Annotated in this window: 10 protein-coding genes; 5 read left to right on the forward strand and 5 right to left on the reverse strand. The window is 72.1% G+C overall.

Translation table 11 applies throughout. From position 1 onward, the window contains the following. Positions 1–673 precede the first annotated feature (673 nt). The 4 genes from ACH4J0_RS14845 (at position 674) to ACH4J0_RS14860 (ending at position 6,566) form a co-directional block, all read left to right on the forward strand. Complete coding sequence (locus ACH4J0_RS14845) at positions 674–937, forward strand: hypothetical protein (RefSeq protein WP_396239988.1); 264 nt, start codon at positions 674–676, stop codon at positions 935–937. Positions 938–1,020: 83 nt separating this feature from the next. Then, the gene (gene gndA, locus ACH4J0_RS14850) at positions 1,021–2,466 is read left to right on the forward strand and encodes an NADP-dependent phosphogluconate dehydrogenase (RefSeq protein WP_396239990.1); all 1,446 of its coding nucleotides are present in this window, start codon (positions 1,021–1,023) and stop codon (positions 2,464–2,466) included. 266 nt (positions 2,467–2,732) lie between these two features. Beyond that, positions 2,733–5,315: a SpoIIE family protein phosphatase gene (locus ACH4J0_RS14855; protein ID WP_396239992.1), complete on the forward strand. Its 2,583-nt coding sequence runs from the start codon at positions 2,733–2,735 to the stop codon at positions 5,313–5,315. Between the two features lie 228 nt (positions 5,316–5,543). Beyond that, positions 5,544–6,566, forward strand: a complete 1,023-nt coding sequence (locus ACH4J0_RS14860) for a PP2C family protein-serine/threonine phosphatase (protein WP_396239994.1) — start codon at positions 5,544–5,546, stop codon at positions 6,564–6,566. Positions 6,567–6,692: 126 nt separating this feature from the next. Here ACH4J0_RS14860 and ACH4J0_RS14865 read toward each other — a convergent pair whose 3' ends face one another. Together ACH4J0_RS14865 and ACH4J0_RS14870 are read right to left on the reverse strand one after the other, a co-directional pair. Further along, a complete protein-coding gene (locus ACH4J0_RS14865; protein WP_396239996.1) occupies positions 6,693–7,064 on the reverse strand; it encodes a peptidase inhibitor family I36 protein in 372 nt (123 codons plus the stop codon). After that, on the reverse strand, positions 7,061–7,591 hold the full coding sequence (locus tag ACH4J0_RS14870) for a hypothetical protein (RefSeq protein WP_396239998.1): 531 nt from the start codon (positions 7,589–7,591) through the stop codon (positions 7,061–7,063). The genes ACH4J0_RS14865 and ACH4J0_RS14870 overlap by 4 nt, the downstream gene beginning before the upstream one ends. 342 nt (positions 7,592–7,933) lie before the next feature. Here ACH4J0_RS14870 and ACH4J0_RS14875 point away from each other — a divergent pair, with 342 nt between their 5' ends. Then, on the forward strand, positions 7,934–9,292 hold the full coding sequence (locus tag ACH4J0_RS14875) for a hypothetical protein (protein ID WP_396240000.1): 1,359 nt from the start codon (positions 7,934–7,936) through the stop codon (positions 9,290–9,292). A gap of 293 nt (positions 9,293–9,585) precedes the next feature. On the opposite strand, the gene ACH4J0_RS14880 is transcribed toward ACH4J0_RS14875, so the two are convergent. The 3 genes from ACH4J0_RS14880 to ACH4J0_RS14890 are packed head-to-tail and all read right to left on the reverse strand — an operon-like array spanning position 9,586 to position 12,322. After that, a complete protein-coding gene (locus ACH4J0_RS14880) occupies positions 9,586–10,059 on the reverse strand; it encodes a hydrogenase maturation protease (protein ID WP_396240002.1) in 474 nt (157 codons plus the stop codon). Continuing rightward, a complete protein-coding gene (locus tag ACH4J0_RS14885) occupies positions 10,056–11,417 on the reverse strand; it encodes a Ni/Fe hydrogenase subunit alpha (RefSeq protein ID WP_396240004.1) in 1,362 nt (453 codons plus the stop codon). Before ACH4J0_RS14885 ends, ACH4J0_RS14880 begins: the two co-directional genes overlap by 4 nt. Beyond that, positions 11,414–12,322, reverse strand: coding sequence for an oxidoreductase (locus ACH4J0_RS14890; protein ID WP_396240006.1), 909 nt, complete (start codon positions 12,320–12,322; stop codon positions 11,414–11,416). The genes ACH4J0_RS14885 and ACH4J0_RS14890 overlap by 4 nt, the downstream gene beginning before the upstream one ends. Position 12,323 lies beyond the last annotated feature (1 nt).

A 12,323-nucleotide genomic window follows, 5' to 3' on the forward strand; every position in this document is an offset into this window, starting at 1 on the left:
TCGGCGGCTAGCCGCATCCGGCGGGACAGGAGCCGGTGCGACTGACGACGAATGCCAAGCTGCCAGACCGAAACCCCCGCCGCCAAGACCCCCTCGCTACGACCCCTCGTCGTAGTCGATCGGCGGACGGCGCTGGTCCACAGGGGCGGGCTGCGCAACATAAAGCACTGCTGAACTGCGAAAATGCCGCAGCGCGGGGTTCGGACAGTGTCGGCGCGCGGCCACTATCATCCGTCGTGGACCCTCCGCGGTGTGAGTGGGCTCACTGCTTATGTCCCGTTTTGTCCGATTTGTCAACTACTGACTGAGCTGTCGCCAGTGCTCTGCGTGCAGGTGATCTTCCCCGGGTTGAGACCGGCATCACACCCGGATGCATGAACCGCACACGCTGTCGGCGCGATCGGAGCCCGTACGGAGCGCCGAGCCGGCGTCGCCGCCGTGTGCGGGCGACGAGCCGCTCTGCTCCCGGCGGCAGCCCCACGCTGGTCGGCGAGCAGCTGATCCCGCTGTTCCCCCGCCGGGCCGCGGCGTGCGTGTGCCCGCGGCTCGTGACGGGTCCCGTGCCTCCGAGCCCCGCTTCCGTCCGGGTGCGGAAACCTCGAACCCCGGCAGAATCGATGTGTGGGGGACGGCCCCCGCTGCGTCGCGGGTGCCTACGTGAGAGGACCGTGCCATGCCCGACTTCCACCCGAAGCACGATCACCTGATCGTCAGGCCGATCGGGAGCTCGACCACGCAGGACCCGGAGAGGTGGAAGGGCGAGGTGGTGGCGGTAGGACCCGGCCGACAGTTGGAGAGCGGCAAACCGCACCCGGTGGATGTCAAGGTCGGCGAGAAGATCCTCTTCCACAGGCTCTCCGGTTCGGAGATCGAGGTGGAAGGGCAGGAGTACGTCGAGCTTCCCGAGGACGAGATCCTCGGGCTCTCCACGGAGTAGGGACAGGGCGACGGGCGTACCTGGCGCCCGATGCCTCGGATCCCGACATCCCCAGGCCCTCGAGACCTTTGGAGATTCCCACCATGCCCGAGCGGTCACCTGCCCGGATCGGCGTCACCGGACTGGCCGTGATGGGCCGCAACCTGGCCAGGAACTTCGCCCGCCACGGATACCGGGTCGCTGTGCACAACCGCACGCAGTCGCGGACCACGGCGCTGCTGGAGGAGTTCGGGCATGAGGGCGAGTTCGTGGCCACCAGGACCACGGAGGAGTTCGTCGCGGCCCTGGAACGCCCCCGTCTGATCGTGATCATGGTCAAGGCCGGGGCGCCGACCGACGCGGTCATCGACGAGCTGGTACCGCTGCTCGATGAGGGCGACGTGGTGGTGGACGGCGGGAACGCGCACTTCCTCGACACCAGGAGGCGGGAGGAGGCCCTGCGGGAACGCGGACTGCACTTCGTGGGCAGCGGGATCTCCGGTGGTGAGCAGGGCGCCCTGGAGGGGCCGAGCATCATGCCCGGCGGCACAGCCGAGGCCTACCGGGTCCTGGGGCCGTTGCTGGAGGACATCGCGGCCAAGGTCGACGGCAAGCCCTGCTGCACCCATGTCGGACCGGACGGCGCCGGTCACTTCGTCAAGATGGTCCACAACGGGATCGAGTACGCCGACATGCAGCTCATCGCGGAGGCGTACGACCTGCTGCGGCACGGAGCGGGACTGCAACCCGGCGCAATCGCCGAGGTCTTCCGGACCTGGAACGCCGGGCGCCTGGAGTCCTACCTGATCGAGATCACCGCCGAGATCCTCGCCCACACCGATGCGGCGACCGGGAAGCCCTTCGTCGACGTCGCGCTGGACCAGGCCGAGCAGAAGGGCACCGGCCGCTGGACGGTCCAGAGCGCGCTGGAGCTCGGCGTGCCCGTGAGCGGGATCGCGGAGGCGGTCTTCGCCCGGGCGCTGTCCGGCAGCGTGCCACTCCGGCAGGCCGGACGGGGGCTGCCCGGCCCCACCGAGACGTGGCTCGACAGCGCGGCGGCGGACCGGTTCGCGGACGACGTCGAGCAGGCTCTGTACGCCTCCAAGATGGTGGCCTACGCCCAGGGCTTCAACCAGATCCAGGCCGGCAGCGCGGAGTACTCCTGGCAGATCGACCCCGGTGAGATGGCCGCGATCTGGCGCGGCGGTTGCATCATCAGGGCTCGCTTCCTGGACCGGATCCGGGCCGCGTACGAGGCGGACCGGGAGCGTCCCACCCTGCTGACCGACGCGCACTTCCGGGAGGCGCTCGGCTCCGCGCAGTCGGCTTGGCGACGGGTCGTCTCGGTGGCGGCCCAGCTGGGGGTGCCCGCCGCCGGTTTCGCAACCGCGCTCGCCTACTACGACGGCCTGCGGGCGGAGCGTCTTCCGGCCGCACTGGTGCAGGGACAGCGGGACTTCTTCGGCGCACACACCTACCGCCGGGTCGACCGGGACGGGATCTTCCACACCCGCTGGGAGGCCGAGGGGCGCCCGGAGGAAGAGCGCTGAACCGTGCGGGGGGCGTGCGCCGACTTCCGGACCGAGCCGGTCGAGTCCAACGGCGGGACGACCACGTCGGACTTCTCCTCGGCCCGGCCCCACCCGGCGCGTGGCCCGGCCCGGGTGTCGCACGTCCGCCCGCTCGTCATCGGCCGGCGAGTCTTCCCGGATCGAGCCGGTCCGCTACGGCGAGCCCGTCTGGCGGCCCTGTCGGCGGGCGGGGAGAATGGTGATCGCAAGGCTTGCCGCCGCGAGACGCGGAGTTGGTAACTGGTGTGAAGACCACCCCCCGCCCCGCTGAGTGCGCCCCGCCGCTCGCACCCGGGCCCGGCGCTGGTGAGAAGGGGCTCAGGTCGGGCGCCCTGGGGCTGTTCTCGTCGGTGGCGATCGGGATCTCCTCGACCGCGCCGGCGTACAGCCTGGCGGCGACGCTCGGCGTGATCGTGGTCGGGGTGGGGCTGCAGGCCCCGATCATCACCATGCTGGCGTTCGTGCCGATGCTGCTGATCGCGTACGCCTACCGGGAGCTGAACGCCGTCGACGCCGACTGCGGGACGACCTTCACCTGGGCCACGCGCGCCTTCGGCCCACGGGCCGGCTGGATGGGCGGCTGGGGCCTGATCGTCGCCGACGTGATCGTGATGGCGAACCTGGCCGAGATCGCCGGCATCTACGGCTTCCGGCTGGTCGGGCTGGAGTCGCTGGCGACCAGCCGGATGTGGACCACCGTGGCCGGGGTGGTCTGGATCGCCCTGATGGCGGCGGTCTGCTACGTGGGCATCGAGGTGTCGGCGGCCATGCAGCGCTGGCTGCTCTGCCTGGAGGTCGCGGTCCTGCTGCTCTTCGCCGTCACCGCCCTGGTCAAGGTCTACACCGGTAGCCCGCCGACCGCGGTGCACGTCTCCGCCTCCTGGTTCAATCCGCTGAACGTCCCCTCCCCCCAGGCGCTGACCACCGGGGTGCTCGCCGCGGTGTTCATCTACTGGGGGTGGGACACCGCTCTCACCGTCAACGAGGAGACCGTGGACAGCCGACACACCCCCGGGCGGGCCGCCGTGCTGTCCACCGTGCTGCTGCTGGTCGTCTACGGTCTGGTCGCCACCTCGGCGCAGGCCTTCGCCGGGGTCGGCACCACAGGCATCGGGCTGGCCAACCCGGACAACTCCGGAGACGTGCTCTCCGGCCTCGGCGGGGCGGTGTTCGGCACCGCCGGGCTCGGCCACGCGCTCACCAAACTACTGATCCTGATGGTGCTGACCTCGGCGGTCGCCTCCGCCCAGACCACCATCCTGCCGGGCGCCCGCACCGTCTTCTCGATGGCCGCGCACAAGACCGTGCCGGCCGGCTTCGCCCGGCTGCACCGCCGGTTCCTGACCCCGACCTGGTCGACCGTCGGCATGGGGCTGGTGTCGATCGCCTTCCTGGTGCTGCTCACCTCGGTCAGCCGCAACGTGCTGGCCGACTCCATCGGCTCGGTGGGCCTGGCGATCGCCTTCTACTACGGCCTGACCGGCTTCGCCTGCGTCTGGTACCACCGCCGGGTGCTCACCCGCAGCGGCCGGGACCTGCTGTTCAAGGGCGTGCTGCCCGGGATCGGCGGGCTGATCATGCTGTTCCTGTTCTGCTACGCCGCCTTCCACGTCTACGCCGCCCCCGGCTACGGCGCGACCTCCATCCGGTTGCCACTGATCGGCCGGGTCGGCGGGGTGACCGTACTGGGGCTGGGCGCGCTGCTGATCGGCCTGGTGCTGATGCCGGTGGTCACCCGGGAGCACACCGCGGCGCTGCGGCTGCAACGCAGCCTGCTGCCGCATCGGCTGCCGACCTTGAGCGCGGTCGAGTCGGCCAGCCGCTACCTGCCGGCCGACACCCGCTCCGGGGTGGGCGGCGACTGGTACGACGTCATCCCGCTGTCCGGCAGCCGCGTCGGCCTGGTGGTCGGCGAGGTGCTCGGCCACGGCCTGCGGGCCGCCGCCGCGATGGGCCGGTTGCGGGCCGCCGCCCGGGTGCTGGCCCGGCTCGACCTGGAACCGGAAGAGCTGCTCGCCCGCCTGGACGACGTGGTGCGCGAGGAGGACGACCGGGGCGGCCCGCGCGGCGGCGGCGTGAGCTGCCTGTACGCGGTGTACGACCCGGTCGACGGCCGGTGCAGCCTGGCCCGCGCAGGCCACGCACCGCCCGCCGTGGCCGACCCGGCGGGCGGCGTCCGCTACGCGGAGCTGCCGGCCGGGCGGCCGCTGGGGCTGGGCGGCCCGCCGTTCCAGCGCGCCGAGCTGGACCTGCCGGCCGGCAGCCTGATCGCCCTGTACACGGACGGCCTGGTGGAGGCCGTCGACGGCCGGCGCGGGCTCGCGGAGACGCTGGCCGGGCTCCACCGGCCGCTGGAGAGCCTGTGCGACGAGGCGCTGGCGACCCTGCTGCCCGGGCCCGTGGACGACGACGCCGTCCTGCTGCTGGTCCGCACCCGTCGGCTCGACGCCGGGCAGGTCGCCGACTGGGAGTTGACGCCCGAGCCGGCGGCGGTCGCCCAGGCGCGTCGCAGTGTCACCGGGCGGCTGGACGAATGGGGCCTGGCGGACCTCGTGTTCACCACCGAGCTGATCGTCAGCGAGCTGGTCACCAACGCGATCCGGTACGCCCCCGGGCCGGTCCGGGTCCGGCTGATCCGGGACCGCAGCCTGATCTGCGAGGTCTCCGACACCGGGCACACCTCGCCGCACCTGCGCCAGGCCGCCCGGGACGACGAGGGCGGGCGCGGCCTGTACATCATCGCCCAGCTCACCGAGCGCTGGGGCACCCGCTACACCGAGGAGGGCAAGACCATCTGGACCGAGCAGGCCCTGCCCGCCGAGGGCTGACGGCTCCAGCCCCGAGGCGCGGGCCGCCTCGGGCGGACCCGAGGTGTCGACGTGACGCTTGCCGGTCGATCCAGGAAGGGAGAGGCGCAAGAGGCGCTTAACTGTGGAGTGGGGGAAACGACGCGGCTGTGGGGACGAGCGGGACAGAAGGGCAGTCCGGTGGCTGATGTCTCGAACAGGAGGGCGTGGCGTTCGCCGCGATTCCTGCCCAGGTGGGCGCACCAGGTCATGATCGGTGGCTATGTGCTGGTCGCGGCCGCGGTGGTGCTGGATCTCGCCAGCGGGCCCGGTGCCACGTTCGCCCCGATGCTCGCCGCCCTCCCCGTACTGGCCGGTGTGGGCGCCCGCCGGGCCGCGATCCCACTGGCGGCCGGGGTGGTCGCCAGCGCGATCGTCGTCGGCCTGGCGGTCTACGACAACGACGTACCCGCGGTCGTGATGGCGACCGCGGCGACCACCGTGGTCGTGGTCACCTTCTTCAGCTGCGCCAACGTCGTGGTGGTGACGGCCCACGAGCGGGAGCTGGCCAGGGTCCACACGGTCGCCGAGGCCGCGCAGCGTGCCCTGCTGCGCCTGGTGCCCCGGCGGATGGGGCCGCTGGTGGTCGCGGTGCGCTATGTGGCGGCGGAGGCCGAGGCACGGATCGGCGGGGATCTGTACGAGGTGATGCCGACCCCGTACGGGGTGCGGTTGTTCCTCGGCGACGTGTGCGGCAAGGGCTTGGCCGCGGTGGAGACCGCAGCCGACGTGCTGGGGGTGTTCCGTGAGGCCGCGCGGGCCGAGCCGGATCTGGCGGAGGTGGCCAGGCGGCTGGACTCGGCGCTCGTCCGTCGTCCGGCGAGCGAGGAGTTCGTCACGGCGGTCCTGGTCAGCATCCCCGACACACCGGGACCGGCGGTCGTGGTCAACTGCGGGCACCCGCCGCCGCTGCTTCGCCGTGACGGTGAGGTCACCATGGTGGAGCCGTCCGTCGAGGCGCCCCCGCTGGCACTGCTCGGCCTGGTCGGCGGGACCTACCATGCCGGGTCGATCGCCTTCGACCGCGGCGACCTGCTGCTGCTCTACACGGACGGCGTGTCCGAGGCCCGGGACGCGGCGAGCCGGTTCTACCCGCTCGCCCAGCGCCTGGCCGACCTGCCGCACGCGGAGCCGGACGCCCTGCTGGACGACCTGCTCCTGGACGTGCGGGCGCACGTCGGCTCCGGCCTGACGGACGACGCGGCCCTGCTCGCCGTCCGCCGGGAGCGGTGACCGCCGAGAGGGTGTGGATCGCCAGCGGTAGCGAGAGCGTTCGTCGCGGACAGAGCCGGTGTCGGCTGCCGCCTCTGTTGGCCGACAGCCGACACCGGCCTTCTCAGGACGTGCCGATCACCGGGTTCAGCAGCCCATGGTCCAGGTATGGGAGGCACCCTTGTCGTTCGCGGCCGCGTTGTAGCCGACTTCCTGCCCGGGGGCGAGGCAGATGGTGACGTGTCCGAGCAGTTCACGCGCGGAGTACACCTTCACGTGGTCCTTCACACCCGGGCCGGAAATGCCGTGGTTGGCCCAAGAGGAGTCGTGCCAGGCCATGTCGCCCTCCCACCAGTGGTCGTCTCCGGAGTGCTCGATCTTCAGGCCCGAGAAGTTGGCGTCCGTCCACACACAGAAGTTGCCGCTGGCGCACGGGACGGCCGAGGCCGGGGTAGCCGTGCCGGCGGCCGATGCGAGGGCCAGCAGGGCGGTGGCGAGCAGGGTGGTGAAGCGCCTCATCGGGGTGGACCTCCTGGGGTCGGTCGGTTGCTGAGCAGGGTGGTGGCTTCGGTCAGGGCGTGTGCCTGCAGGCGCTGCCAGGTGGCGAAGTCGGCCTGGTGACGGGCACGGACCTGGTCGAGGGTGCTGTGGCTGTAGTCGGCTTCGGGTTCGAAGTTGTTGACGACCACCGAGGATCGGAACCACGCGGCCTGGTCGCCGTACAGCTGCTGCTGTGCGGCGGCCAGGCATCCGTCGGTGTGGGCGCGGACGACGTAGCCGGTGGGCAGGGTGAGGGCGAGCTGGGCCGGGCCGGTGCCGAACAGCGCATCGGTGACCCGCTGGCGGTCGGCCGCCGACGGGGTCTGGTCCGGCCGGGGCGGGATGATTCCTTGCTGCTGGAGGCAGGAGTCGGTCAGCTGCCGGGTCGCCGCGGCGATGATCTCGTCGGGCTTGGGCGGGGACGGTGAAGGTGCGCAGGCGGTCATCACCCCGGCGGCGATCAGTGCGCCTGCCAGGCGTAAGGCGGATCGCGTCTGCAGGTTCACCGGTGATCAGCCCGCCACCGGTTGGTGGCGGGCCTTCATGGCTCCGTCCTCGGGGCTCACGTTGTCCGGCTCGTGGTCTCGCGGCATGGTGCCATCGTGGGGTCGGCGTGGGCGTCCAGTCGCACCGATCACGTGCACTGACCCCTGATCGGGTGATCATCTACTCCGTGGGGAGGTCCGTGCACGCCCCCGGGTTGACGTCGCCGTAGTGCTGTTGGGGCGTCGGGCGGTGTCGAGAGCACCTCGGTGAGGGAGGTCTTCCTGGCGTCGGTGTGCTGGGGCCGTACCACCTGGACACGGGCGCCGCGGGTGGTGTCGTTGGCGGCTGCGATGATCCACTTCATGAGTGAGACGACTCCCGCCGTGACGTGGACGCATGACCTGGCCACCACCGTCGAGCTGGTACGCACCCTGCACGACCTCCCGTGGGCCGCGGACCGGTCCGCGGTCGAACGGATGGTGGCTGAGCGCCCCGGCTGGAAGATCCGGCGGGAGATGAGCGATCTGCTTGTCGTCGGGCTGTTCCCGACCGGCGGGACGGAGCTGTACTTCGACGCCACCGCCCCCAAGCAACCGCAGTACCGGCGGATCCGGCTGATGCGGCTGCTGGATTTCGCCCCGGCGGCAACGCCGCACCAGCGGCAGGCCGCCCTGCGTCAGCTCGCCGAAGCCCTGGGCGCCGTCGGCTCGCCGACACCAGCGCCGACGGGGGCCGAGGGCTCCGGGCTGCGCTGGCGGTCGGGGGAGCGGGTGATGCTGCTGCAGAGCAACGACCGGTGGGCGTGGATCGCGCTGCACCTGGCGGTCGGCAGCGCGCAGCACGTCGACGAGGACGTCCTCGGGCGGATCAGCGAGCTCCTCCCGCCGCTGTGGGACACCGGCGTGCACCGGCGGCGCCTGACGCTGCACCGGTTTGCCGGGCCTCCCACGCTCGAACACCGGCGGGACGTCTTCGCCGACGTCTACCGGGCGGTGTGCGGCGTGCTCGGCGACCCGACGCTGTACGGGGGCGGCCCGAACGGGCCGGACGTCCGGTGGCGTGGCAGCGGCGAGGACACCGTGCTGCTGCGGCTGCGGGCCGACCGTCGGGAGGTCTGGGTCGAGACCGCCCCGGCCGGCCCGGTCGAGGCCGAGGAACTCGGCAGCTTCCGGTGGGGCGGCCCGGGCAGTGACGGGAGCAGCGACTTCTCCCGGCTGCCGTACAGCTGGCAACTGCACCTGCACGGGCCAGGCGAGCTCGCCACCTACCTGCCCGGCGGCCGACTGGCCGGCAACCTGGCGCACCTTCGGGAGTCGCTGGAGCTGCTGTTCGCCGCGTGGATCGAGCAACTGCCCGTCCAGCGGCCGGGGGAGAAGGTCACGTTCACCATGGCGTCGCGTCGGATCAGCGGAGGGATCTCGTTCACGTACGACACCGCGAAGGGGTTCCTGCTCCGCGTCGGCGCTCGGCCCGGCGACCCGCAGGAGGTGGCGGCGGCCATGACCGCCGACGGATGGCAGCCGTCCGGCAAACGGTGGAAGGCCGAGTTCCCCGTCCCGACCGCGCGGACCGCCACCGACGTCGCCGCGCTCCTCACCGCCGAACTGGCCGCCCGCGGCCTCACCGGCGATCACGGTGAGGTGACCGCCCGACGGATCCACTTCCCCGCACACCCGTACGGCTTCTTCCGCGCCACGGGGCTGGGGATGGAAACGAGCTGACGCGCCACCACCCGGAGGCCCGCTCCGGGCGGCAGGGCGAGCCAGGGACTACGGAGTCCGCTCGGCCGGTCGTTGCGGGGGCCTCACCTGCGGGGAAACGGCCGGCGGTCGCGAGCGCCACCGCGGCCGCCACCCTGTCGACCACCTCAGCCCGCGCGTCCACCGCCGCGATCTCCGGCGCCCGCTCGTACGCCCGACCCCGCCGCCGCTCCGCAGCATTCAGGCTGTCCGTGCCGCCCGGCGCAGCAACCGGGCGACGCGTGAGGACGGGGCAAGCGGTGCCTGGTGCGGCACTAGCGATCGCGACCGTGTGCCTTCCGTACGGAAGCGGCAACGCGATCGATCAGTTCGGGGAGGGCCGAACGCACCGGGTCGCTCAGGCCCGTACCCAGTTCGATGTCCGACGTCTCCACGGCGTGCACCACGAGCTCGCGGGGAAGCCGGTCGAGGATTTCCCCCAGGGCCAGGCACTCCCCGAGGCCCAAGGCATGAGTGCTCGCCGGACGCGTCGCGTGCGCGGCTGCTTCCGCCACCGACAGGGTGTGCAGTCGGCCGGGCCGGGCAGGGTGCGTTCGGACGGCTTCCACCACGACCACGGTGTCGGCGCCGTGCCACAGGTCGAGCATCCGGCTGGGCTCGCCGTCGCTGACCGCGAGCACGGTGCCGTCGGGAACCCGGCGCCGCAGTGCCTCCACCACCGCCGGGCCGACGCCGTCGTCGCGGCGGAAGGGATTGCCCACCCCGATCACCACGACCCGGCCGGTCACGTGCGTTCCACCGTCAGGTCGAGGAAGTGGGTCGAGCAGGAGATGCAGGGGTCGTGGTTACGGATGGCGCGCTCGCACACGGTGCTGAGTTCCTCGTCATCGGCGGCGGGGCCCGGCCTGTCCAACCGCGCCTGGACGGCCCGGCGCAGGTCCTCCTCGATGGCCGACTGGTTCTGGGCGGTGGGCGGAACGATGCGGGCCGCGGTGAGCGTGCCGTCCTCCGCCAGGGCGTAGCGGTGGTAGAGCAGCCCCCTGGGCGCCTCGGTGGCGCCGGTCCCGATCGCCTTGCGTGGCGGGACGTCGACGGCGGGTCGGGGAGGCGGTTCGTAGGCGTCGATGATCCGCAGGGCTTCCTCGACGGCGTGCACCACTTCCACGGCGCGTACGACGATGCTGCGGAAGGGGTTTCGGCAGACCGCGCCCGCCGCCGGGTCGCCGAGCCCGGCTTCGCGCGCGGCCTCGGCCGCCACGGGGTGCAGCCACCGGCCGTTGATGGCGTAGCGGGCCAGTGACCCGGTCAGGTAGCGGCGGCCGTCCAGGGTGGCGGTCAGGGCGGTGGAGTGCGGTACCTGCTCCTCGTGCACGTGCTGCTCGAAGTCGGCGACCGGGAACTCGCGCAGGGCCGGGCTCCCCCCGGTGCCGCTGCCGTCGTGGGCGGCCATGACGGCGGGTGTTCCGGAGTCGATGGCGTAGCGGCCGGGATCCCGCAGGGCCAGCAGCTCGTAGTCGCACACGGCGTCGGGGAAGTCGAACGCGGCCACCCAGCGCACGGTCTGAAGCGCGTCCTCGCGAGCCTGCCGCAGCCGGTCCGCCAGCGGACGCAGTTCCTGGGTCGTCGGCGTGCGGTAGAAGCCACCGACGCGGACGTTGACCGGGTGGACGGGGCGACCGCCCAGCTGTTCCAGGATCGCGTTGCCGGTCTGCTTGGTCCGCAGGCCGCGCTCGACGGCGGCGCGGTGGTCGCGGGCGAGTTCGACCACGCTCGGGCAGCCGAAGAAGTCCGGGGCGTGGAGCAAGTGGATGTGCAGGGTCTGGCTCTCGATCCATTCGCCGCAGTACAACAGGCGGCGCAGCTGGGCGAGTTGGCCGTCCACGGCGACGCCGCAGGCGTTCTCGACCGCCTGGCAGGCGCTCATCTGGTAGGCGACCGGGCAGATGCCGCAGATGCGGGAGGTGATGTCCGGTGGCTCGGTGTGCCCCCGGCCGATCAGGAAGGCCTCGAAGAACCGTGGCGGCTCGTAGATGCGCAGCCGTGCCTCGGTGATCCTTCCGTCGTGGACGCGCAGGTGGAGAGCGCCTTCGCCTTCCACGCGGGCCAGTGCGCCCAGCCGCAGGACGCGGGATCCGCGATGGCTCATACCGGCCCTTCCGAGGTGGTGTCCGTCCTCGCCCGAGAGTCGTCCTGCTCCTCGGCCTCGGCCTCGGCCGCGAGATCGGGTACGGGGGCATATTCCGGCGACGCGGCGTTGAAGGTGTGGAAGACACGCAGGATGTCGCGCTCGCTCATCCCGTCGTGGGCCAGTTGCCGGACCATGGAGCGCAGGTTGGGGCTGTCGCTCGGCCCGAAGCAGCCGTAGCAGCCGCGTCCGTAGGCCGGGCAGATCGCGCCGCAGCCGGAGTGGGTGACCGGGCCCAGACAGGGGGTGCCGTGGGCCACGGTGATGCAGGTGGTGCCGCGCCTCTTGCACTCGAAGCAGACGCTGTGATCAGGGATGCCCGGTTTGCGTCCGGCCAGGTGGGCGGTGATGACTTCGAGGAGCTGGCGGCGGTCGATGGGGCAGCCGCGCAGTTCGAAGTCGACCGGCACGTGGGCCGAGATCGGCGTCGAGGTCTCCAGCGTGGCGATGTACTCCGGGCGGGCGTAGACCGCGGCGCGGAACTCGGCGACGTCCCCGAAATTGCGCAGTGCCTGGATGCCGCCCGCGGTGGCGCAGGCTCCGATGGTGACCAGGCGACGGGAGATGCGCCGGATGTGCCGGATCCGCTCGGCGTCCTCGGCCGTGGTGATCGACCCTTCGACCAGGGAGAGGTCGTACGGTCCGCGCCCGGGCAGCTCCGCGCGCTCGCCGTCGGGGCCCTCGGCGGCGGACATCTCCAGGAAGTGCTCGATCCGTACCCGGTCTGCCAGACCGAGCAGCTCGTCCTCGCAGTCGAGCAGGGTCAGCTGGCAGCCGTCGCAGGAGGCGAACTTCCACACGGCGAGTGACGGCCTGGGATCGGCGTCCGGCCCGGGGCCGGTGTCCGGTCGCGTGTTGGTGACCATC

Origin of the sequence: Kitasatospora sp. NPDC017646 (genome assembly GCF_044329365.1) — a bacterium.
In the GTDB taxonomy this organism is placed as follows: Bacteria; Actinomycetota; Actinomycetes; order Streptomycetales; family Streptomycetaceae; genus Kitasatospora.

What these genes read in the sequence shown, in the direction of transcription:
- ACH4J0_RS14845 (WP_396239988.1), top strand. Translation starts at nt 674, where the DNA reads ATGCCCGACTTCCACCCGAAGCACGATCACCTGATCGTCAGGCCGATC.
- gndA (WP_396239990.1), top strand. Translation starts at nt 1,021, where the DNA reads ATGCCCGAGCGGTCACCTGCCCGGATCGGCGTCACCGGACTGGCCGTG.
- ACH4J0_RS14860 (WP_396239994.1), top strand. Translation starts at nt 5,544, where the DNA reads ATGATCGGTGGCTATGTGCTGGTCGCGGCCGCGGTGGTGCTGGATCTC.
- ACH4J0_RS14865 (WP_396239996.1), bottom strand. Translation starts at nt 7,064, where the DNA reads ATGAGGCGCTTCACCACCCTGCTCGCCACCGCCCTGCTGGCCCTCGCA.
- ACH4J0_RS14875 (WP_396240000.1), top strand. Translation starts at nt 7,934, where the DNA reads ATGAGTGAGACGACTCCCGCCGTGACGTGGACGCATGACCTGGCCACC.
- ACH4J0_RS14885 (WP_396240004.1), bottom strand. Translation starts at nt 11,417, where the DNA reads ATGAGCCATCGCGGATCCCGCGTCCTGCGGCTGGGCGCACTGGCCCGC.
- ACH4J0_RS14890 (WP_396240006.1), bottom strand. Translation starts at nt 12,322, where the DNA reads ATGGTCACCAACACGCGACCGGACACCGGCCCCGGGCCGGACGCCGAT.